Source organism: Reichenbachiella agarivorans, assembly GCF_025502585.1.
GTDB lineage: Bacteria > Bacteroidota > Bacteroidia > Cytophagales > Cyclobacteriaceae > Reichenbachiella > Reichenbachiella agarivorans.
Genome location: NZ_CP106679.1, coordinates 1,611,219 through 1,636,658 on the forward strand (window position 1 = coordinate 1,611,219; position 25,440 = coordinate 1,636,658).

The following is a 25,440-nucleotide window of genomic DNA, read 5'->3' on the forward strand; positions in this document are numbered from 1 at the left end:
TTTATGTTACCAATGGTACCATTATCAATACGGAATATATTACCGATGGAGGTGGGGAATTAAAAATTAATAATACACAAGTTGATTATTTAAATGATCCAACAAATGATATTTATTTGTTGGTTGATTGGATCGACAATACAAGGGAAATGGGAATCACTATTTACCAGTCAGCTTATAGAGGCGGTAATAAGTCATTTTGGTACACATTTACACCAAAATTAGAAAAATGCAATTTAAGTGCATTACAATCAAATGTGGCAGTTGGTTCAGTGTGTTCAGCAGACATCAGAGCTATTCATAATTGGGGTGTGGATGGTCACACTGGTCCACTCACCAACCATGATTGGTACATACAAGGAGTAGGAGGAAATATTGATTGGAAGAAGATAAGCTATACCACTGGTTCTACTACATTTTCATTGGAATCAAAAACGTCATATGTGATTGGTGGTCAGCCTACAGTTTTGTCGTATGACCAACCATATAGAATGAGGCTGGGATACGATGATGGCACCCTCATACCAGGAGAGTCAGGGATTGGCCCCTTCACGCTCTACCCCTCACCACCTGAGATAGAACCAATTAAACCAGTAAATCCAACTTGTAAAGGGCAAAGAGGAAGTGTTATAATAAAACATAAAAACAAGCCTGAAGAAGTATTTGTCTATAATATCACTAAATATACACCTTATGAAAACCAGGATTGTCAAAATGGATCAACGTCTCCTATTTTATTTGCGGGGAGTACTATAGAGTACTGTCCAGATGGTGCAGCATATAATGCCCAAAACGTAGATATGGATCAAAATTTCGAACTCAATGCAGACGTAATTATTTCGGAGGGTAATGCTGATGTAACAAAGGTTCTTAAGGCTGGTTATTATATACTAAAGATAGAATCTTATCAAAATGTGGCAGGAATAAAGATGGGTACTTGTCGAATTGATAGCAGCTACTTTGAGATAAAGGATCCTACATATCCAATACTTACAGATGATAATATTGAATTAGAGCAAACCTCCCCATCGTGCATAGGTAATAATGATGGTTCGGTAAAGATCAATTCAATAAATGTAGCTGCACCTCCTGAAAAAAGCTTTACATGGAAGAAACAGGGAGAAACCGATGATCAATATAGGAACTCAAATGTACCAATTGGTGGATATACAGGTGGGGAGACGTATTATGTTGATGTATACAATGGTTGCGAAATTTTTCAAAAGGAGTTTACTATTCTAGCATCTTCAGAAGTATATCTTCCATATTTTTCAAAACTACACCCTGAGTGTGATGAAGGAGGTTCTATAACAGTTGAAGGAAATACTTTTTCCAATACCCAAGGCTACACTGTTAGCTATGCCTTAAATGGTGGAAGTTACGGTCCCATGCGTACTATACCTTCACTTGTACCGAGTGACGAATATATTCTTAGCATGAAAATTAATGATCTCTGTGAATCATCTGTAAATGGTATTGTTATTAACGATGTTCCAATTGCAAAGGTCGAAGAGGTCAGGCCAATCCCTCCAACCTGCTACAATGGAGATGGATCCATTGAATTTACCGTGTCGAAACCTAACGTGAATGATAAAGTTTCGACAATTAGTTATTCATATACCATCAGTAACTGTGGCTTACCAGATTGTACTGGCACGTATGCTGGCAATCACACGGTCGTTAATATTCCTAGAGGTCTTCATACTGTTATTGTAACAGATGAATGTACTTCTACTGAAATTTATAATGATGATGTTACCGTCAGTAATATCACAGCGTTGGATATTAGTGACAATATCTCAGATGTAGAGATCAATTGCTTTGATGGTACATATGATGAAGGTTTAACCTACACTGTCAGTGGTGGGACAACTCCATACACTTTTGTGCTAACCAGGGTGGAATTGGATGAACAAGTAACCAATGAAGATTTTTCCACAAGTATCAATACCACAACAACTACACTTTCAAATCTACCAAGAGGGGAATATGAATTGGTTGTTACTGATAATTGTGGATATATAGATGAAACTTCTTTCAAAGTATTAGTGAAAAATGCCGATGAAGTAAATGGAGCCATCACCTACGAAGCAACCATTCCGCATCTGGGTTTAGACCCACTATATGATTTAGTATGTACAGGTGACTCGACTGATGTCACGATTGATGTATCAGGAGGAAATCCTGACACCACTGATCCTTTGGATCAATACTATGATGTAGTACTTCATAAAGTCGGAGAGGCTGGTTTTTCTATTAGTTCGATGCTGGTGAGTGACAACTACGCACCTTGTGGAAATACCTGTTTTACTTTCAAAAACTTGGAGGCAGGAATCTACTACCCTGTGATTACAGATGAGAACGGATGTGAAAAGAGTTTTAGCACGGAGACTTTCGAGATCACAGAACCAGCGGCGGTACTCACGATAGCAGATATTGACCCAGCTGACTTTGGGACAAATGAGATCAAACTATACACAGGAGACAACCAGTTGTATGCCCAATGCCATGATAAACCTTTCATATTCAATCCTATAGTATCGACAATTACAGGAGGTATTACAGACTATACCTTTTACATGAATGAAATAGAATTTGAGGATTCAGAAAGTTTTTCTTGGCCTGAGGGGACTACCGATACTACCAATGTTTTTAAAGTAGCAGATGCTAATGGCTGTGTTCGTAGCAAGGATTTCACCATCCAAAACCCAACTGAATTCAAGTTTGAAAAGTTTTACGACAATGAGACGACACTTGACCATGGAGCCAGTGTAGAATGCTCGACAGACCTAGGGCATGTCTATACGGAGGTCAGCGGAGGTCTGACCGATTACATCTATCACATAGATGATGGTATAACTAGCAATATTGAAACCGCAAGTCTGACTAATACCTTCAGCGGGTTGAGCATCAATCCTGAAACAGGAACAGACTATACTGTTACCGTCACAGATGGAATAGGCTGCCTGATTGCGTCAACGATCAATTTGACACTCCCTGATCCAGTAGTGATTACTATGATTGACTTTGATACATTGCCTGGGGGTGTTCAGATTGCATGTACTGGAGGTGTAGCTTCTGTTGCTTTTAAAGTTTCAGGGGGAGATTTTACAGGGCTTTATACGCTTAATTGGGAGAATATACTCGATGGGACGACTGGAATATTCTCTACCACCACTACCTATCATGATTCTCTGTCGATTGATCTACTAGCAGGGAGCTACGAAGTATATTTCACGGATGAATATTCATGTCAATCTTCTCCTCTGGAAACTTTCATACTTACTGAACCTGTCGGATCTATTGATATCACAAGCTACTTAGTGACCCCTCCAAACTGCATCGTGGATCAAGATGGTGATGAGGACTTGGGTAAAATCAACGCTACAGCTACTGGTGGAACAGGACCTGCTGGTTTTGCCTATACTTTTTATCTTATGGATCAGAGTAAACAGAAATTGGATAGCTTAACCAGTTCTGATGGGAATGCAGCGTTTGATGCACCAGCCAATTACTATGAGACGGTGGATTATTACATCAGAGTCATAGATGTCAATGGTTGTCTGGATGATCAACTGGTACAGATGATACCAGACCCAACTCCCCTGACTGTAACCAGAACTGATTTTACCGCACCTTCTTGTTATGATGGTCGAAATGGTAGTATGCAATTCGAGGTAGATGAAGGAAATGCGCTGACGGGTGGAGGCTTTGATTATGTCTTGTCAGGAGGACATTTGGGAGCAGGTTCTGAAACCATCCATGTCGAAGAAGCCACTTTTACGATTGATGGTTTACACGATACCAATGTGGATGGGGTTTATCACATCTATGTGATAGATCGCTATGGCTGTGATGAGTCACAAGATGAAGATGAGATAGGGAATTATATAAGAGGTCTTTTACTTCAGGCTCCTGATCAACTTACCCTTGCCAATGTAGGGATAATTCGACCGTCTTTTCGCTATGAGGATGATGGTCTCATTGCTGTGCAGGCAAGTGGAGGTACAGGTAGCGATCCAAGTGGCTATTATGAATTTTCTTTGGAGGAAAGCAGCGGTTTTGCCAGCTCTGTATTACTTGACCCAACTTATTGGGTTTTCAACACGGCAGAATCAGAAAGCTACACAGTTTATCTAAGAGACAATCAATACATTGAGGAGGAGCAAGATGTTTGTCAGACATCAGTTGAGCTCATTGTGCCAGAGGGTCGTGTCATATCGCTTTCTGATAGTGAAGTAACAGATATCAGCTGCTATGGTGAGGAAGATGGTAGCATTCAGCCTGTTTTTACTGTGGATGGCTTGAGTGAAAATGCCCATTATGACAACTTGCAGATGACGTGGGGAAAAATGGATGGCTCCAATAATGGGGAGGTCATCATTGATATTGATGCAGATGCGATTGTTCCTGTTTCCAATCTGAATAGTGGCAACTATCGATTGGACGCCTCTTATCTCTATCAAGAGAGTCACTACTTTAGTGATTTTGACTATACGCATGAGCAAAGTGCACAGGATGCCATACATACCAACAAAGAAATAACGCAACCTCCTGCCCTTTATATTCAAGCACTAGAGATGATAGACGCGAGTTGCGGATCGGATGGAGATGGAAAAATCGTTTTTGAAATTATGGGAGGTTTTCCTGCAGAGGCAAAATACTATAGCATAGATGGAGGGGCTAATATTAACATCCTAGGATCTCAGACTGTAGTACTTAGAGGTTTGAACCAAGGAACCCACCATATTGACTTTGGTGTGATGAATAGTGATTGTTCGGGGAGTTATGATTTTCAGATTCAGGAGCAAGGATTGAGTTTAGAGATTGAAGAAGTTAAAAAGCCTTGTATAGGCGAGAACAATGGTTGGTTTAGAATTTCAGCTAATCAAGAGGATTTGGAATACACCATCAATGGGGAAGCGTGGGTCGCCAATGGAGGATTGTTTACTAATTTGTCCCCTGGCACTTACTCAGTTCAAGCTAGGAAGACAGGCATTCATGGCTGTCAATCAGATATGCTTGAAGTAACATTGAATGAGAATGAAATGGTGACTGAGAAAGATTATGAGGATTGTTCTTCAACTCTTTTGGAGGTAGCTTACTCGGTGAGTCCTGCCACTTGTGCCAATGCAAGGGATGGCAAAGTCTTCATTAATGCTAATAATGGGGTACAACCATACTTTTTTTCTTTCGAAGGGAAAGAGGTAAACCCGGACACACTTTCCTTTGCTGGAGGAAGCTACAATTTGCTAGTAAGAGATGCCACTGACACCCAAGAAACAGTTTTGTTTGATATTCCCGTTTTGGATCCCATCGAGGTACAAGTGATACAAAGTAAAGAGACGTGTGAGGGTAGCTGTGATGCCACAGTTGATTTATTAATCAAGGGGGGGTCTGGTACCTATCTAGTGATTTGGGATGGAGATGATGAAGTCCATGGAGAGTCTCGCACAGGCCTTTGTAGCCAAGAGTACCACTATCAGGTGTTCGATGATGCGAATATTTCTAGTTGTATTTATTCAGGTAGTGTCATTATAGAGGCTTACCCCAGTCTCAATTTATCTCTGAAGCAGCAGGTTGAACCTACATGTGCGGATGGATCAGATGGAATTCTCGAAGTTGCTGTCAGTGGAGGTTTAGGAGCTTATTCTTATGACTGGTCATCAGGTAGCAAACTAGCCAAAATAACAGGTACACCTGGTGAATATCAGATTGAGGTGAAAGATGATCTTCTGGGTTGTACGAAAACAGAGAGTTACACTTTGCCAAACAGAGCAGTAATAGTACCGAAGGAGGTAATGGTGACTGCACCGAGATGTTTTGGGTCGGCAACTGGCTCTATAGAGCTGGTAATAGAATCGGGAGTATCTCCTCTGATTCGTTGGGATCATGATGCGCGCGTGATTGGCTCCCAAGTCTCCAACCTAAGTGCTGGAATCTATGGGTATCAAATCCAGAGTGCACAAGGTTGTGTCTCAACTGGTCAGGTCACTATAGAAGAAAGAGAGCCATTGACTGTCAATACTTCCAAGCAGGATGTTTGGTGTGCTGGGGGATGTACAGGTCAGATCGACATTGGCATTTCGGGAGGCATTGCTCCATACACTGTAGCTTGGAGTCACGGCAGTACTTCGATAAAACCTAAAAACCTCTGTGCAGGGAGCTATCGATACACTGTGACAGATGCTTATGGCTGTCAGGTCTCTGCCAGTATTGAGATCAGCCAACCCGATCCTATCCAGATTTCTTCGATGGTCACGGATGTCTCTTGCTATGGAGGCTTGGACGGAGAGGTAGACCTGACTGTTGTCGGAGGAACGGGGGATTATGCCTACGCTTGGTCCAATGGTAGCACAGGTTCGGATATTTCTGGTCTTTCAGCTAAGAGCTATGTCGTACAGGTGACTGACGAGGCGGGCTGTTCGGCGACTGCTAACTACCACATTCTTCAACCGAATCCTTTGGCAGTTATTTCTGCAGTCAGGGATAATCCTTCTTGTACTGGATATGCAGATGGTTCGTTGGACATCTCGCTGTATGGTGGAGTGGCTCCATATACGGTGGAGTGGAACAATGGCATGACTGGAACGCATATTAAAGATTTAAAAGCTGGATTGTATGCTGTGAGTATTACAGATGCCAAGGGTTGTACACTCCAACGCGAATGGCGATTGACAGACCCCTCTGGCCTACAGTTCGCCAATGTTAATTTTACAGATCCTATTTGCTATGATGGGAGCAACGGTACCATCTCATTTATAGTGATTGGTGGTGGAGGAACCTATACCTATGATTGGGGAAATATAGAGGGTAGCAATGAGGTCAATAACTTGCAAAGTGGGAATTATACGGTGACAGCTTATGATCAAGAGGGATGTTCTATTAGTGAAGAATTTACATTAGATAACCCGGACAAACCTGTCGTTTTAGGAATCGAAGATTATTATATTTTGTGTCTTGGAGGTCAGTTGTATCTCGAACCCATTGGCGAGTGGGGGTCTTATACTTGGTCTAGTACAGAGGGCTATCAAAGTAAGGAAAGGATAGCAGTGGTAGAAGATGAAGCAGAGTACCTACTGGTAGTGACCGATGACAATAATTGCCCAGGTGAGACAGAGACCTATGTAGAAGTATCTGAAAACCCAATTGATCCAGACTTCATCCGCATTAGTGAGGCAGTTGTGTTTGATCCTATTATTTTTGTGGATTTGAGTTTGCCGACGCCTGAGGCTGTCAACTGGCTCATTCCTGAAGATGAATCTATCGTCATCAATGACATGGGGCCTGGTTCTATGGAACTTGTTTTTACCGAACCAGGAGAATTTGAGATAGGTATAGAAGTCGGCTTGGGGGAGTGTTTTGCAGAAATATTCAAAGTAGTAAGTGTAGAAGCCACCAATGCTGGAGAAGTATCAGAATCAGCTCGGATTATTGATCCTCTTGAGGTACAAATATCCCCAAATCCTACCAGTGACGAGATCAAAATAGTATTTAATGCTCCTAATGAGAACCCAATTGAAGTGCAGCTCATCAGTGGAGATCAAAAGCCTTTGAGAACAGAAATGCTAGAAGGTAAGAAAGATTATTTTGTCAAATGGAATCTTAACAATGTCCCTACAGGGGTTTATTTCTTGTTGTTTACACAAGGTGGTCAAGTTCATTCCAAAAGAATATTGGTGTTGAAATGAGGAGAATGAAAATAATCTATACTGTCAGCGCCTTGTTTATTGGTACTTGGTTGCAGGCACAAAATTTCACTAAATTGAGTGTCTCTGCTTTTGAACCTATGACGGGTGCAAAGGCAGAGTGGGCAGATTTTAACAATGATGGACTACCTGATTTGTTCGTCGCAGGAACCAATTCTGGTGGTATCTCCAAAGTACGCATCTACTTCAACAACGGAGATCAAACTTTTCAAACTTTGGACTTGGTCAACTGGAGCAAAGTCTCCTATGACATAGGTGATTACAATGCGGATGGATATTTGGATTTACTGATATCAGGAGAAGAAAGTGGAGGAACGAAACATTTCAAGGTGTTTAAGAATAGCAATGGACTTTCTTTTAGCCCTCAGTCTTTTGGTCTTATCAGTATGTCTCGTGGTGGTGTGGCTTGGTCAGACTTGGATGGAGACGGAGATTTGGATATTGTCGCTACTGGATTGGATCAGTCTTTTGCTAAATCAGCTGTTTTTTATCAAAATAAGAATAGTGCCTATGAACCAGTTTCATTGGCTGTGGATTTGTTTTCATTGGGAACTGTTGATTGTTTGGATGCAAACAATGATGGACGAATTGAAGTACTTCTAACAGGTTTTGGTAGTGATGGAGAGGCAACATCTATCATGTACACCATAGGTCAAAATTGGTCTATATCTGAGTACACTATCGCATTGAAAGGCTACGGGATCAACAGTACTGATATGGCGGACTACAATGAGGATGGGTACATAGATTTGGCTTTTACGGGCTTTACAGAGGCTGCTTCAGAGGAGAGCGATCTCTATACAAACAACCAATCTTCATTTACACAAGCTTCGTCATTTCTGAAAAAAGTATCTGCCTCGTCTATAGAATTTGCTGACCTCAACAATGACGGCTTGCAGGATATTTTGATCTGTGGTTTGCAAGGTGCAGATGTTTCTTTTGAATATTATCAAAATGCAGGATCAGCAGGGTCTTATTCGTTCGGTACTGTAGCGCACACGATGGAAAATATATATGAAGGGGATATAGCAGTAGCAGATTTTGATTTGGATGGTGATTTGGATGTGTTCCAGATCGGCAATTCAGATTTGGCATTCCAATCCAATTTCTATGCATCTGATGCCGCAGTGACATACTTCAACCTAGCTCCTGAAGTGCCAACTTCTGGGGTGGTTGTTTCCCAAGGTGATTCCGTGATTTTAAATTGGTCAGCAGTGACCGATGATCTCACCAGTTCCAACAGCATTACTTATAACGTGTATGTGAGTAGAGAGGCTGGAGGCAGTGATTTGCTACTTTCACCCCATTCTTTGATAGCTACGGGTTATAGACAAGTCGCTACGATAGGCAATGCAGGATTTAGCACCAGCAAAAAAATAGCGTCTCTGCCAGAGGGCAATTATTATTGGGCGGTGCAGGCGATAGATGGCCAATACAAAGGTTCTGCCTTTAGCAGTGAGGAGACTTTTTCTGTATGCTATCCTGTCAAAATAGGTAAGGACACTAGCATTTGTCAAAATGAGTACGTGACCCTGTCGATCACCGATCCTGAGGCTGACGTGGTGAACTGGTACTCAAAAACCGATGGATTGTTGTTGGCAGACGCACTGAGCTATGATCATCAAGCCCTCACTAAAGACACAATCATCGCTGAAGTGACCAAGACATATGGTTGTGTGCGCTATGACACGCTCATTGTCTCTGTATATGACTTGCCAGCTTTCAATTTAGGTTCAGACCAAACAATCTGCTATGGCGAGTATTTTGATTTGTCCGTGAGTGATTTGGGTGTTGTAGGGCTGGACAGTGTCAACTGGTACTCTACAGGCTTGGGCAGTTTGCTATTAGACAGTGAGGACTTGAGTTACGAGGTGTTGACGAAGGACACCTTGGTTGCAGAGGTTTTCAATGTGAATGGTTGTGTGAGTTACGACAGTTTAGTAGTATCAGTTTATGACTTACCAGTTTTCAATTTAGGTTCAGATCAAACAATCTGCTATGGCGAATATTTTGATTTGTCGGTGAGCGGTTTGGGCGTAGTTGGGTTGGACAGTGTCAACTGGTACTCTACAGGCTTGGGCAGTTTGCTACTCAATAGTGAGGATCTGAGCTATGAGGTATTGACGAAAGACACTTTGATTGCGGAGATTTTCAATGTGAATGGCTGTGTGAACTATGATAGTTTGATTGTGTCGGTGTATGATTTGCCCTCCTTTGATTTGGGCAATGATACCACGGTTTGCTATGGTGGTTATTTTGACTTGTCCGTGAGTGATTTGGGAGTGGTAGGACTGGATTTTGTGAACTGGTACTCAACTGGCTTGGGGAGTTTGCTGCTTGATAGTGAAACGCTGAGCTATGAGGTTTTGACGAAGGATACGTTGATTGCAGAGGTGGTCAATGTGAACGGCTGTATCAACTATGACTCACTGATCCTCTCTGTCTATGACCTACCTGTCTTCGACATAGGAGCAGATACTGCCATCTGCTATGGCAACTCGGTGATTTTGATAGCAGGCGCGATGTACGATGAGGTCAACTGGTACAATTACCCAGCGGGTAGTAGTCTGAATCTAGACAGCTGGTTTTTTAATTACGAAGTGTTGGTGACAGATACGATAGTAGCGGAGGTCTATGACATGCACCGTTGCTTAAACTATGATACAATTGCCATCGAGATGAATGTATTGCCTGATTATACTATAGGAGAGGATTTGAATATTTGTCTAGAAGATACCGCAAAACTCTTGGTACCGGGTAGTTGGGAAGAGGTCAACTGGTACACCGTATCGGATCAACTACTCGCACAGGACAATCCCGAATATGAATTTGAAGTAGAAGAAACCTTGACCCTATGGTCGGAAGTATTCACGGACAAGGGCTGTGTGCAATATGATACTTTGATCGTCAATGCGTTGGCACTTCCATTTTTTGATTTGGCGGAGGAAGAAATATATTGTTTCGGAGATAGCATCAACCTGAGTGTCGAGGTAGGAAGTCTTCATCAGTGGATGGGACAAGAAGGACTGCTCTCACTGAATCCCTCTTGGAAGACGATAGCAAGCAGCTCAGATGTCGTGTCTCTGTACGTCGAAGATGAGCATGCCTGTCACTACAGTGATACCCTCACGCTTACCGTCAATCCTTTACCCATTTTTGAGATAGAGGGGATTCCAGAGATTTGCCTGGGAGATAGCACAGAATTGTCTGTTGCCTTTGCCAACATGGATTCTATCCACTGGTACACACAGAGTGCAAGTTTGGCAGTTGACGAGAGTTCCATCTTTTTCTCTCCTAGTGAGGACAGTTGGTTGTACACAGCACTCGTAGATCAGAATCGTTGTTTGTCAACTGATTCCGTGCAAGTAGTGGTTAATAGTCTGCCTCAAGCTTTGGCAGGTGCTGATTCCTTGATCTGCTATGAAACTGAGGTGCAGCTGGGTGACGATTACAGCGAAGAAGGCTGGAGTTACTTATGGTCTTCTGAGTCAGAATTGAGTGATTCACAGGTTCAGCGACCTATCGTCTCACCACTAGTTGATGAAAGTTACTTTTTGAAAGTCACCAATCACAAGGGATGTCTAGCCTACGATACCATACAGATTTACGTCAATTCTCCTATTGTGATCAATGCAGGAGAAGATCTGGCCATTTGCTTAGGCGATGAAGTGGCTCTAGGTACTGAACCCACAGCGAGCGGTAGTTTGTTTGAGTATGCTTATACATGGAGCAGTACAACTATTGTGAATCAACCGAATGAGAGCAATCCTTTGGTCAGTCCTGAAGAAACCAGCACATATTACCTCAAAGTAAAATCGGCTTACTGTCCTGAGCAGTTTGATACGGTGACTGTGGTGGTCAATTATGCTCCAGAGATCACCGTGAGTCCTCAGCTCAGTGTAGGGCCAGATGAATCTGTGTTACTGGAAGCGACCGGAGGCGTGGAATATATTTGGTCTCCAGACAACACCCTAGATGATCCCTTGATTGCTACTCCAGAAGCTTCACCTTTGGTGACTACTACCTACTCTGTCTTGGTGACAGATAGCAATGGCTGTGAGAGTAGCGGAGAGGTCACGGTTCTCGTCCAAAATGTGCTTTTCATTCCCAATCTCTTTACGCCGAATGGCGATCAAAACAATGACCAGTTCATGGTGTATGGATCAGGGATCGCCAAGATAGATTTTCAAGTGTTTGACATGCATGGCAACCAAGTCTATCATACAAGTGATGTCGAAAAGGCCACCACGCAGGGTTGGGATGGGAGTTATCGAGGGCAAATGCTGCCAAGCGGAACTTACATCTGGTCATTGAGTGGGGCTTATCATGATGGCACTCCGCTAGAGGCCAAAGGACACAACAAAGGAACCATAAAGCTGTTGAGATGAGGAAGGTACTAATCATATCGCTGTTGATGTTGAGCTGCTGGACGGGATGGGCACAGAGACCCATCTATACGATGAATCAGTTCACACCACTGCTGGTCAATCCAGCTAGTCCGACATACAATTACCGCGCTGAATTGTCATTCTTCAGAGATGAAATCACCATAGCCTCGGGGGATTTCCTCAATACAAATAGCTTGAATGCCGATTATGTTTTCGTACAAAAGAACACAGGACGCAGGGTTTTGGGCGTGGGGATCAATGCCCTGTCTCGCGACACAGGCGAATCTGACCTACTCAAGACCTACAATGCAGGACTGTCTGTCGCTACTCCAATCCAACTGACCACCGAACAATTTTTGCACTTCGGGATCAATGCCACTTATGTGAATGTCCGCACCTCATTGGATCAACTCACCACTGGGTCACAATGGATTGCCAGTGAGTTTAGATATGATCCCAATGCAGGCTTAGGCGAGATGTTTACCGTACAGCAGCTCAGTTATCTTTCGTTGAGTGCGGGTTTGCTTTGGTCTTTGGAGAAGGACGGGAGGCCCCACAGTTCTGCAGGTTTAGTCATCTGGGATGCCAATAGACCTAATATGTCTTTTTTTGATGAGGAAGCTAGGGTGTCTATCAACTATCAGATTTATGCAGAAAGCATCTTGTATGAGCGAGGACAGCTACGTTTGACTCCTTCTGTCTATTATCAGCGAACAGGGCAGATCAACAGCTATACAGCGCTATTTTCGACCAAGTTATTCTTTCGCAATGACAATCCCTATGACATCATTCGCTCGGGCAATATTGACTTGATCATGCGCTATGGATTCAATCAAGACGCTTCCATAGGCGTGGTGCTCAACCAGCCCAATTGTTCCTTTGGATTCTCCTATAATTTCCCACTAGGGAAAGAAAATCAATACTTTCAGAGTGGCTTGCAAGTGGGTGTGACCATCAGCAAACTCCTGTGGAAACCCAAGACCGAGCGAATTGTGATAGAGTCGGTATCTAGCAGACGAAAATTTGATTTTGAGCAAGACCGTCCAGTGGTCTATCAGCAGACAGAGGTTCAACAAATGAAAACAGAGTTGGAGAAACTCGACAAGGTCAAGACCCTACAGTTTGAGCTGTCCAAAGACTTTCATTTTGAGCATGGAGAGGCTGTCTTGACAGAAAGCAGCTATCCTTTCTTGGATGAGGTGGTTGCGCTCCTCAAAGAAAATCCCAAGTGGAAGCTGCAGATCATTGGCCATACTGATAATATAGGAATCAAAAAGCATAATTATGCCCTCTCTGTAGAGCGAGCCATCATCGTGGAAGAGTACCTCTTGAGCCAGGGGCTGCCTAGTGAGCAGATTAGTACTACGGGTCGTGGCGATACCGAACCGATTGCAGACAATGACACAGAGCTAGGTAGAGCAGAAAACAGAAGGGTACAATTCTTAATCCATGCGGTGAATGAGTAGGTTGTCGATCTATATCGTCCATCGTCTCACACCTGAATCCCTCCAAGGGTTCTGTCAGAAAAGAGTTAACAGTGATTCTATTCGCAGTATCCTCAAGGAATTCAAACCTTGGAGGGTTTTATACAACGAAAGGTTGTATTCCGCGTGGCAAATAGCGATTGTCATCATCCTGCTGATAGCCTTATCAGGAAATCTTGCCGCACAGAATCTGGAGTCTATCGGCAAAGGTGATGCCATCACCTTATCTGGGGGCATCAATGTCAACCAGGTATTTTATCAAGCCAATGGCGTAGAAGACCGACGCGATCCTTACAATTATTTCCTGTCGGGCAATCTCAATTTGAGTCTGTATGGATGGAGCGTACCAGTTTCCTTTTCCTACTCCAATCAGAATGCTTCTTTTCAGCAGCCGTTCAACCAATACGGGATGAGTCCTACCTACAAGTGGGTCACGGCACATTTGGGGTACCGCAGCATGACTTTTTCCAAATACACACTCAATGGTCACTTATTCTTAGGAGCTGGCCTAGAGTTGACCCCATCCGAAAAAGTAAAAGTAGCGGTCATGTATGGACGATTGCAAAAGGAAGTTGAACTAGATACCACCCAAGTCGGTAACCTCCCCGCCTACCGCAGGATGGGAGGAGGTGCCAAGGTCACTCTGGGAGGCAATAGTCATTCGGTTGACTTTTCTTTTTTCAAAGCGGCGGATGATGATCAGTCATTGAAAACCGATTTGGGGACAATCGAGATATTCCCGGAGGAAAATTTTGTCTTGGGTATGGGACTTAGTTCTACCTTGTTCAAAAACCTAAGCTTCAAAGGAGAGGTGGCCTACTCTGCGATATCCACCAACACCCAGTCACTGGGAGTCGAAGCTGATCACGTCTACAACAAACTTTCGTTTGCCTTCCAGCCACGCGTCTCATCTTCCTACTACACCGCCATGAATGCCGCCCTGCAATATCAGTTCGAGAAATCAACCTTCGGGGTAGCTTATGAGCGAGTTGATCCCGGCTATAGGACATTAGGTGCCTATTATTTCAACAATGACTTGGAGAGTATCGCCTTGACGCACAGCTCTCAGTGGCTGAACCAGCGACTCAGTGTCAGCGCGCGTGGAGGATTGCAGCGCAACAACCTCGACAACCAAGAGATGAACTCGATGAACCGCTGGTCTGGGTCACTCAGTCTCAACTACCAGGTCACCCCCAAGATCGTGACCACTGCCAATTATTCCAACTTCAGTACGGTGGTGAACTTTCGCACCCCAGAGCAACAATACAATCAGGTGACTCCCTATGACAACCTCGATACGCTCAATTACCAACAGATTTCGCAAAATGCATCCTTGGGGGTCAATTTCATGCTGGGACAGAACAAAGAGCGCCGACAAAATCTCAATATGAACATGGCCTATCAGCAATCTGCTGAGGAGCAAGGCGGAGAGTCCAAAAACATGGGTAGCAAGTATTATAATCTCAACTCGTCGTACAGCATGAGCTTGCAGCCTTCTTCACTGATCCTCAGTCTCTCGGGCAATGTCAACGTATCTGAGGCCGCCACCAACCGCAGCTTGATCTATGGCCCCTCCTTGTCGACCCGCAAAACGCTGGGAGAAAAGAAAGCCTCAGTGATGGGCTCCATCTCCTACAACGTCTCGGAGACCAATGACAAACTCAACAGCAGTGTGCTGAATCTGCGCCTCGGGGGCAACTATGCCCTCAGAGAAAAGCACCAATTCAATCTAAACATCACAGCGGTCAACCGCTATACACCCAACAATGACACCCAAAGGCAGTTTCGTGAATTTGTGGCGGAGCTGGGGTACAATTTTAACTTTAGCAGCCAATGAGGGAGCGCCATTCATTAAGCCATCACCTATCGTCCGCATTGGGTGCTTTGATACTGTTTTCGCTACTGCTGGTGTCGTCGTGGACGATGGCGCAGAACTATCCCGTACAGGTCACCACGACGGTGATACCTCCCTACTCGCCAGAGTTGAGCCACTATTCCAGTGCGGAGGGCAACAACCTGCAGGTGTTCATCCATGTACTGGAGCTGGACAGGGTGGATTTGCGCACCAAGCTACGCATCACCATCGAGGGAGCAGGCGTGCGCCTGACAACCAGTCCTGCCTATGTGCCACCTGCGCTGATCTTGCAAGGAGGTGTGCCACAGATCTTGACAGGCTTTGATCTGAGGAATTATCTCAATCCTGACAACCTGGTGTTCGAGGGGATCACCAAAGCAGCCTTTATGCGTGGAGGGCAGTTGCCAGAGGGTTTCTATACCTTCACCATCGACGTGTTGGATTACAACCGTGGGGTGCGCATCTCCAACCAAGGCATGTCCACAGCCTGGATCGTGCTCAACGACCCACCCTTGATCAATTTTCCATTCAATGGAGACAAGCTCAGAACCAACGAACCACAGACCCTCAACTTCTCCTGGCTGGGCAGGCATTTGGCTTCCCCCAACGCTGCCTTTAGTACGGAGTATGAGTTTGTCCTCTACGAGATGTACCCTGGCCTGTCCGCCGGGGCGGAACAAAGCAATCCCGCCGCGGCGGGCGGGCCCGATGCTGCCGTGCGCTCGTCCAACAGCATCTACCGTACCACCACCACGCAGAGTTCGCTCTTTTATGGTCCAGCAGAGCCACAGTTGACTCCTGGAAAAAAATACGCCTTTCGGATTCGGGCATACGACGTAGGCGGGCGTGACCTGTTCAAAAACCAAGGCTACAGTGAGACCTTTTGGTTTCAATATGGCGATGCTTGCCTGCCCTTGCGCAGTACGAGTGCCGAGGTATTGGATGCCAACAGGATTCGGGTCGAGTGGGAGGCAGAGTCCACCCACACTCAGTTCAAAGTCTCCTATCGCCAAAAAGGGAAAACCAATTGGCTGTCTACCAAGACCTATAGCGGCTCGCAGATCATACCCGACCTGCAGCCAGACACAGAGTATGAGTACAAGGTAGCAGGGATGTGCCAGCAGTATGAGGGCACGGAGAGCAGCATCCAAACTGTCCGCACAGAGTTGGAGTCCGAGCAAGGAGCAGACGAAGACTTCTCCTGTGGCACGAATTCCCAATTGCCAGAGCTGAGTCCTGTGCCACTGGGTAGGGACTTGAGACCTTTTGATCAGTTCTACATCGGAGGGATCGAAGTGATCATCCTCAATGTCACCAAAAATGCAGACGACACCTACACAGGTAAGGGCTATGCCCCAGCACCGATGTTTAAGGGAGCAGGGATCAAAGTCAACATCAAGAATGTTCTCGTCAACGAAGACCACTACGCCATCGCAGGTACAGTCGTGACCAGCTATGACAAGACAGGAAGATTTATTGGAGAGATCAAAGGCAAAGAGGATGAAGAAGGAGGCGGCTTCTCGGAGGAGGAGGGCGCTCTACCAACAGTCGTCGTGACTGTCCCTGCTGAGATCGCAACGGTGGTAGTCATAGATGGAGTCATCGTGATCACCGACGAAGCAGGTCAAGTCGTGGTGGCAGAAGGCGCCTCGGCACTGCCTGAGAAAGGCAAAACCCTGACCGTCACAGACCAAAGTGGTGACACCTGGGTCGTGGACAGTGAGGGAAATGTATCCAAAGGAGCCCCTGCAGGAGCGGCAGCCTCTTCTCCTGATGCACTCCCAGCAGGGGAACAGGTGGACTTGATCGTGGCCTTTGCTGCCTCGGACAACCAAAGCTTTGGGTTCGATGATCCGCTGGTGGATAACAAAACTACCACGAGCCTAGCCAAAGAGTATAAAAAGACCGACATCCAAGGTAAAGATTACTGGGTGGCGTGGAAGTCCCTCGCTACTGGACAGACCGATTGGGTCAATGCCATCGCCAGTGATGGCAAGAAGTTTCCCGACTATGTGGGATTCAAAACCACCACGGGAGAAATCCCCACACAGCCCGGTGACAAGGACAACAGCAAGCGTCTCAGCATCACAGGACAACAGGCAGGGAAATCCACGGAACTGCTCGCCTACTACAAGCAAGAGGTAGATACCGCAGGCAACGTCACAGAGCACACCATCGGGCAGCTCAATGTCATGACCTATGACAAAGTCAGCCAAAAGGTAATCATCGTACCTGTCAACACTGCCTCAGCACCGAGTGCTGCCACCCTGACTACAGCGCTCAACCGCATCTACGGCCAGGCCGTGGCGCAGTGGACAGTGGAGGTCGCCAGCAAATATACAGTCGATGCGACTGTCCTCCAGACGCTCAACGACGGAGAAAGCGGTGTACTAGCCAGCTTCCCGAGCAACATGCAGCGTTTCAACCGAGACTTCAAGCGCAGTCTGGACAACTATGACAAAGATGCCTACTACCTCTTCCTGATCCCGGGATCGGACAGTGACAGAGCGGGCCTGTCCGCCGATAGGGCGGGATTCATGCCCTTCAAGCGGCAGTTTGGTTACATCTGGACCGACAAGACCAGCAACCAATCCACGACCATCGCCCACGAGCTAGGACATGGTGCCTTCCGTCTCAGACACACCTTCAGCACAGATAACTTCGTCGCAGCACAGGGCAGCACCGACAACCTGATGGACTATTCATCCGCCGGGGCGGGTAACGGCGGCACCCAACTCTTCAAACACCAGTGGGACTTCGTCCACGACCCAGAGAGCATGAATGGCTGGGCACAGGATGATGCGGAGAGTGAGATGGGTGTAATAGCGTTTAACTCGGGGAGTTCTTGGAAACAGTTGTTTCCAAAAAGTGATGATGCGACTTTAACCAAGTTTCAGCAACTTTATGATGAAGTTGCTACTAATTTTGGAGTACACTACAATAGTTGTCAAACTAATAATGTGACATTCACTGGTGAACTTGGACCATGGTCAATCAGAAAAAGTTCACATTACCCTGGTCGAATACCACAATTAGCCGGTCAATTTGAATCAAGTGATGATATTAATTATTCTTCTGTTGACCCTAATGAAATTTATCTCAAGCATTACAATTTTAAAGATCAAACATATCCCAACTTTGTTGAGGCTTGGGATTTTCAGGATATAGAAAGTGTAGATATTGCCCTCTATTCATATGTAAACAATATAAGCCTTGATAAGCCAACAATAGTTGATCTATCTGAGTTATCTGCGATAACCTCTATAAAAGTTGGATCGTTCAAAATTGATGATGCAAATATTACAAGTCCTTCTCTTCAAGAGCTCTTGTATCCAATGGATGACTATGTATTGATTGCCTTCTACTCAGAAACCAACTCAGACCCGGATATTGTATTTCAATTAATTCCAACGGACATGGAAACCAAAGACTATTTAACAGCGGCTTGGCTAAAACGGCTTGATATCTATCAAGGGGATCCTGAGGAATCTAACATGGTTACAATCACTACTGATCAGTTATCAACTGTGTTTTCTGATACAGATGAAGAAATTTTAGAAGAAGTAGTCACTGTGTTGAATAACAACGCAGCAGATTTTGGAATAAATACGGTTCAGAGAATGAGTCATTTTTTAGGGCAATTAGGTCATGAGTCAAACGGATTTTCGCAAAAAAAGGAAGGGTATAATTACTCTCCCAGAAGAATTGTGAAAACATTTGCTTATACAAAATACGGGCATCTTTTTGAAGAGGCTGAGCTAGATGCTGCCAATTGTGAATACATATATACACCTATTAATTTCGATGTGAACAGTTGTACAAGCGATGAGGAAACTAGTAGAGGATCAAGCACATTTTCCTACACCAATGGTCAAATTAGGAATGCCTATGCTTCTAGAAGAAACACAAGTATCACCATCATGCATGAAGGGGTAGAAAAGATATGTGAAAATTCGCTTGAAAACCGTACAGGAATAACAAAAGACAACATAGAAGCTCAAGTATCCGAAAACTATAACGATGGAAAACTTAGGGTTAAAGAGGCATACATTCGAAATGTAGCGTTGTTTGATGTTACCTACGCGTGTAGATTGGGTAATGGAAATATTGCTTCCGGTGATGGATCATTGTATAGAGGACGGGGGTTTATTCAGATAACCGGAAAGGATAAATATCAGGCTATTATTGATGAATGGAATGAACGATACCCTGATGACCCTAAAGATTTTGTCAATGCAGATCGGAATGAGTTGGAAACAAATATCGAAGTGGCCATGAAGGCCTCCATGATAGAATGGGACTTGAGGGGTTTAAATGCATATGCTGATGTTGGTCTGGACAGCGAGTCAATCAAGAGAGTAGGGAGCATTGTTAATGGCTCCAAAGACAACCCTCCAAATGGTGCCGATGATCGTTTAAACAAGACAATAGCTATTAATCAAGCGATTAAATAAAATCCAATTATGAAAAGAATAATTTTGTTATCAATTGTGTCTTTGACATCATTTTTTGTAAATGCACAAGAAACCCCTTTGGAGTGCATGCACGGAGTCTGGACGGTCTATTACGACGATTCAAATCAGAAGGGGTTTTCACTTCGGAAAGGACATAATGTTGTTTCAATTAGCTACATTGAAGGGTCTTCTAGCTACAAACCAAGCGTTACGGAATTGATTATTGGATTTTTAGACTATGACCCGAATGTTGCTGGAAAGGTAAACTACACTGATTTAAAACCAGAAGGTTCTTATTATGTTGAATTTTATACAGACGAATTAAGTCAAGACAGTGTATTCACTTCTTCATATTTTACAACGCCTAGCTATGAAGGTTGTGATAGTGAAGGGCTATACATCCAAGCTCGCCATATGATAGAGTATGGCCGTCTGGAGAGGCTGCCCAGTAAGGCCATTCGCTACCTCTATGAAGCAGGTAAAGAACGGGAGCATAATTATATCTCAGAATACCTGGATACTAAAGCTGCCCAAGTGAAAGTTGATAAATGTGTTATTTACTCTGCTCCTGAAGTCCCTACCAAAATGTTTATGATTTCAGGTGATGTACCTACCATATTAGAAGAAAAAGGAGACTGGCTCAGGTTTGAATTTTTAGGAACCAGACTCGTCACAGGGTGGATAAAAAAGGCAGATGTTGCGTTTTAGATGGTATCCCCTTCTGGTCTTAGGTGTGCCTGTTCTTTCAAGTGTTCCGCAGGATCACTTGAAAGTAAAATATGAACCCTAGTGTCTATGACACGGTGAAACTGGCAGTAAGTCAATATATTAGTGCTATGTCTGCTTATAAGTTTACCGATCCAGAGGGAGTGTATTTTGTGACCTTCACAGTTGTAGAATGCCAGCCTGTCGGCAGACAGGGGTCGATGTGTTTACCAGAGATGCTTATCGACAAATAGTCATTGATAGTTTGTCTTACTGTCAAAAGGAAAAGGAGCTGGTGATTCATGCATGGGTGTTGATGTCAAATCACATGCACATGATTATATCCAGAAGTGATACTGGAGCTAGTTTTTCTCATATTGTGAGAGATTTTAAGAAGTACTGTTCTTCGCAGATTATTCGATCCATTGAAGGCAACACCGAGAAAGTAGGAGAAATTGCCTGCCTGTCGGCAGACAGGGATGTTATGGATTTTTAGTTCTGCCGGAGCAAAGAATAGCAACAACAAAAAGTATCAGTTTTGGAAACAAGACAGCCATGCCGAGCAGTTGATTTCTGATAAATTTACAAAGCAGAAACTAGCTTACCTGCTCGCCGGCAGGCGGGCATCCACAACAATCCAGTTGCGGCACGGATTGTAAGCGAACCTGAGCATTATTTGTATTCTAGTGCAAGGAACTGTGCTGGATTGGGAGGTCTGTTGGACATAGAAATGATCTGCTAGACTGACCGTGTCGGAGACACTGCTTTTCATGCTCTATTTTAAGTGATCCTACGGAACACTTAAAATAACGGGGGCAGAAGGTAGAATTTCCCTCCTCCGGCGGACACGTGTAAATGCGTTTTTCATCGAAGGGACTTGCATGATGAGTTATACTTAGAGCACCGTTCACTACGATTATTGCGGGGCGACATTGCGTACATACCAGATGAATGTGGAATAGCTAATAACATTAATTATCTTTACAAGATGGAAAAATTAACACTTATAGTTAAAGACGAAAGTAAGCTGATGCTTTTGGTTAACTTCTTAAAAGAGTTAGATTTTGTAGATGTAGAAAGGGTGAAGAAAAAGGCTGAAAAAAGGGCTACACATGATATATTTTCTTCAGCAGGGATGTGGTCAGGTCGAGATATTGATGCAAAAGAACTTCGAGAGAAAGCATGGAAAAGAAGGGGTTAGTATTGTGCGACACTAATATTCTTATTGAGTTGTACAAGAATAACGAGGAAATCATCAAATCATTGAGATCAATTGGGCAAGCAAATATGGCCATCAGTATCGTCACTACTGGTGAATTGCTGTATGGTGCGTTGAATAAAAAAGAGCTCAATAGGATCAAGAAAGATCTTGCACAATTAATTCCTTTTGGTATTAGTAGTCCTGTTAGCGAAGTATTTACTGAACTGATGATCAAATACACATTGAGTCACAAATTATCTTTAGGAGATGGGTTGATAGCGGCAACTGCCATCGCGGAAGATTTGCCACTATATACCTTAAATTTAAAAGACTTTAAATTCATAGAAGGGTTGAGGTTATGGGGGATATAGCCTCTTTCGACAGCCCCTCGACTGAGCGTAGAATAGAAAATCACTAGGCGTAGTATTCACTACGCCTTCTTATCATTGGGGCAGAAGGTAGGGTTCTCTCCTTGTCACGCTGAGGCTCTCACCTTGTCACTCTGAGGTTCTCGAAGAGTGGACAAGCCGTACCGAAGCATCAGTACTGCCTGCCTATGGTTCGAGTTTAACCGCCGAGGCGGTTGCCTCACCATGACAGGGAGAGGGTACAGAACAGCCTCCTCTACTGGTCGTAGTATTTACTTCTTATCATTGGGAAGCAGAAAGCAGCATTTTCCTCCTCCGGCGGACAAGTGCAAATGCGTTTTTCATCACAGGTACTATCTTATGTTGCAGCATTGAAAGCTTAGCGACATGGGATCAGCCTATCCAATCAGAGATCAGGAAGCCGCATACTATTTTACCTCCGCATGACAGGACGAGTATAAGTGCTCAGCTGGCCAAAATCGTTCCCTACTGGTCTCACTAAAACTAGAAAAGAATCAATATCAAGGGCTGGGATGAAATCAAACTAAAGAAAAATCGTTATTTTTATGAAATATACAGAGACAAATACCTAATGGAAATAGCTCTAAAATACAAAATGATCGCAAAGATCATCCGTAGCGAAGATGATCGAGTATTAGCTGCTATCCAATCCATTCTCGAAATCGATGATGAGACTGATTTTTGGGATGATCTAAACACGGAAGACCAAGCAGCCATCCAAGAAGGGCTAGCCCAACTAGATGCTGGACAGCATGTATCTAGTGCATCTGTTCGCTTAGAAATAAAGGATCGTTTCAATTTCTAACTTTAGGATTGGACATTCGATATTCCCTACGCGCAAGGCAAGAAGAAATTGATCTATTGGAATATATCCTCGAGAATTTTGGCAAAGCAAAAGCCAAAGAAGTTTATGAGAAAATAGAGTCAATCCTCCATCTCATCTCTGAGATGCCAAACATGTACAGGCCGTCCAATAAACAGAAGGGCTTGCGAAAATGCGTCCTTAGCAAGCAAACGAGTATGTACTATCGGATTCAAGGCAATTGCATTGAGATAGTCAGTTTTAGACCCAATAGGATAAATCCAAAAGCCTTCAAAATTTAATCTCAATCGTCCTCGTCTGTGACCATAGCCGTCAGGTTAAGCTTTTTGATTAGAGCGCGACTAAGATTCAACCTTCGAAAATGAACAAACGACACTACGTTTTGGAGTAAACCTGCGCGGGTTTTTGGAGACAAGTAAAATGGGCTTTGAAATGGGTATAGGGGTAGTTACTATTCATCACAAGAATTTTTGTTCATTTAGACCTAGCGCATGTCACGCTGAGGTTCTCACCTTGTCACTCTGAGGTTCTCGAAGAGTGGACAAGCCGTACCGAAGCATCAGTACTGCCTGCCTATGGTTCGAGTTTACCCGCCGAGGCGTGTACCTCACCATGACAGGGAGAGGGTACAGAACTGCATCTCCACTCACTATGTCTTCTTATCATTGGGAGGCAGAAAGCAGCATTTTCCTCCTCTGGCGGACACGTGCAAATGCGTTTTTATCACAGGTACTATCTTGGGATGCGGCTGTAATAGTGATTAAAAGTTGTAGTTACAAACTACACCTAGAGAGGGCTAGCGACATGCTCCTCAAAGTCTGCGCAGACTTGGCCTCAAATCCGTGCAGACTTTACTTCAAATCTGCGCAGACTTTACCTCATATCCGCGCAGACTTTCTCCCAAACCCGCGCAGATTTTTTCTAGAACCGCGCAGACTTTGTCCCAAACCCGCGCAGACTTTCTCTCAAACCTAGGCAGACTTTGAACTTGCTACATTTGAAGAGACAGTAAGTTAAGCTCGTAGGAGTTAAATTTATTGCATATGAAAAGAGAAAGGAGGAACTTCGATAAGGAGTTTAAAATGATGGTAGTTAACCTGGTTTCATCAGGAAAGCCTACCAAAGAAGTAGCCGAGGAGCTGGGGATCAAACCAGACCTAGTCAGACGGTGGAGACGAGAACATGAACAATATCAGGAAGGGAGTTTTTCTGGACAGGGAAACACAAATATGACTGATGAACAAAAAGAGATAGCCAGACTACGCAAAGCGCTCCTAGATGCCCAGGAAGAAAGGGATATCCTAAAAAAGGCGGTGAGCATCTTCTCCAAGAACGACGGGAAGTTTTCTTCTTCATGAAGGCAAACCACGATAAACATTCCGTTGAGAAGATGTGTCGAGTATTCAAGGTAAGTCGGAGCGGCTACTATCGTTGGTTACATCACAAGCCTTCCAAAAGGTATAAACAAAGGAAACAGCTCATGGAGGACATCAAAAAGGTTCATCTTAGCAGTAAACAAAGGTATGGAAGCCCTAAAGTCACAGATGACCTGCAGGATATGGGATGGAAAGTTTCCAGGCAGAGAGTGGCAAGAATCATGCGTGCAGAAGGCATTAGAAGTATTGTGGTCAAGAAATTCAGAGGTGTTACTACTGATTCTAAACATTCATTCCCATTAGCTGAAAACCACTTGAATAGGGATTTTCATGCGGAAGGCCCAGGGCAAAAATGGGTGTCTGACATCACCTACATTCCCACAAAGCAAGGATGGTTGTACCTCACTATTGTCATGGATTTGTACGACCGAAAGATCGTGGGTTGGTCACTAAGCACGACGATGACCACACAGGCTACTGTATTAGCTGCATGGAAAATGGCAATCAAAAACAGACCTATTACTAAAGCCTTGTTATTTCATTCAGATCGAGGCGTGCAATATGCTGCGTATGCTTTTTCTGATCATCTCAAGCGAGAGGGAGTCAAGCAGAGCATGAGCAGAAAAGGGAATTGTTGGGACAATGCTGTTGCTGAAAGCTTTTTCAAAATACTCAAGTCTGAAATGGTCAGCCATGTCAATTACTACAGTATCCTTCAAGCTAAAACTCAAATATTTGAATTCATTGAAGTTTGGTACAATAGAAAAAGGAAACATGCCTATCTAGGCTATAAAACACCCGATGAATTTGGGGAAGATAATTATTCAAAATGCGCTTAACTATTTGTCCACTTTTTTGTTGCAAGTCCACTTTCGAACAAACAACAGCAGACTTTCACACAAACGACACTACGTTTTGGAGTAAATCTGCGCAGGTTTTTGGAGACAAGTAAAATGGCCTTTGAAATGGGTATAGGGGTAGTTTGGGATAGTTAATATTCACCACAAGAATTTTTGTTCAGCTAGACCTAGCGCCTGTCACGCTGAGGTTCTCTCC

General features: G+C 44.1%; 13 protein-coding genes. All 13 read left to right on the forward strand.

Going from position 1 to position 25,440, the window contains the following annotated elements; genetic code table 11:
• Positions 1-257: 257 nt before the first annotated feature.
• The 13 genes from N6H18_RS06805 (at position 258) to N6H18_RS06860 (ending at position 25,223) form a co-directional block, all read left to right on the forward strand.
• On the forward strand, positions 258-7,691 hold the full coding sequence (locus N6H18_RS06805) for a T9SS type A sorting domain-containing protein (RefSeq protein WP_262311090.1): 7,434 nt from the start codon (positions 258-260) through the stop codon (positions 7,689-7,691).
• A gap of 5 nt (positions 7,692-7,696) precedes the next feature.
• A complete protein-coding gene (locus N6H18_RS06810) occupies positions 7,697-12,097 on the forward strand; it encodes an FG-GAP-like repeat-containing protein (protein ID WP_262311091.1) in 4,401 nt (1,466 codons plus the stop codon).
• Complete coding sequence (locus N6H18_RS06815) at positions 12,094-13,563, forward strand: OmpA family protein (RefSeq protein WP_262311092.1); 1,470 nt, start codon at positions 12,094-12,096, stop codon at positions 13,561-13,563. Before N6H18_RS06810 ends, N6H18_RS06815 begins: the two co-directional genes overlap by 4 nt.
• A complete protein-coding gene (locus tag N6H18_RS06820) occupies positions 13,556-15,418 on the forward strand; it encodes a hypothetical protein (protein ID WP_262311093.1) in 1,863 nt (620 codons plus the stop codon). The genes N6H18_RS06815 and N6H18_RS06820 overlap by 8 nt, the downstream gene beginning before the upstream one ends.
• Positions 15,415-19,890, forward strand: coding sequence for a fibronectin type III domain-containing protein (locus tag N6H18_RS06825; RefSeq protein ID WP_262311094.1), 4,476 nt, complete (start codon positions 15,415-15,417; stop codon positions 19,888-19,890). The genes N6H18_RS06820 and N6H18_RS06825 overlap by 4 nt, the downstream gene beginning before the upstream one ends.
• Before the next feature lie 9 nt (positions 19,891-19,899).
• Positions 19,900-20,598, forward strand: a complete 699-nt coding sequence (locus tag N6H18_RS06830; protein ID WP_262311095.1) for a hypothetical protein — start codon at positions 19,900-19,902, stop codon at positions 20,596-20,598.
• A 190-nt stretch (positions 20,599-20,788) separates the two neighbouring features.
• Entirely contained in the window at positions 20,789-21,091 is a 303-nt protein-coding gene (locus tag N6H18_RS06835) for a transposase (protein WP_262311096.1), read from the forward strand.
• A 492-nt stretch (positions 21,092-21,583) separates the two neighbouring features.
• Positions 21,584-21,796, forward strand: a complete 213-nt coding sequence (locus tag N6H18_RS06840; protein WP_262311097.1) for a hypothetical protein — start codon at positions 21,584-21,586, stop codon at positions 21,794-21,796.
• Positions 21,778-22,167, forward strand: a complete 390-nt coding sequence (locus N6H18_RS06845; RefSeq protein WP_262311098.1) for a type II toxin-antitoxin system VapC family toxin — start codon at positions 21,778-21,780, stop codon at positions 22,165-22,167. The genes N6H18_RS06840 and N6H18_RS06845 overlap by 19 nt, the downstream gene beginning before the upstream one ends.
• Before the next feature lie 613 nt (positions 22,168-22,780).
• Complete coding sequence (locus tag N6H18_RS06850; RefSeq protein WP_262311099.1) at positions 22,781-22,990, forward strand: hypothetical protein; 210 nt, start codon at positions 22,781-22,783, stop codon at positions 22,988-22,990.
• Positions 22,991-22,998: 8 nt separating this feature from the next.
• Complete coding sequence (locus N6H18_RS18795; RefSeq protein ID WP_407692837.1) at positions 22,999-23,289, forward strand: type II toxin-antitoxin system RelE/ParE family toxin; 291 nt, start codon at positions 22,999-23,001, stop codon at positions 23,287-23,289.
• Between the two features lie 762 nt (positions 23,290-24,051).
• Entirely contained in the window at positions 24,052-24,366 is a 315-nt protein-coding gene (locus N6H18_RS06855) for a transposase (RefSeq protein WP_262308139.1), read from the forward strand.
• Positions 24,363-25,223 (forward strand): IS3 family transposase, encoded by an 861-nt coding sequence (locus N6H18_RS06860; RefSeq protein ID WP_262308138.1) that lies wholly within the window; start codon positions 24,363-24,365, stop codon positions 25,221-25,223. Before N6H18_RS06855 ends, N6H18_RS06860 begins: the two co-directional genes overlap by 4 nt.
• The last annotated feature ends 217 nt before the right edge of the window (positions 25,224-25,440 follow it).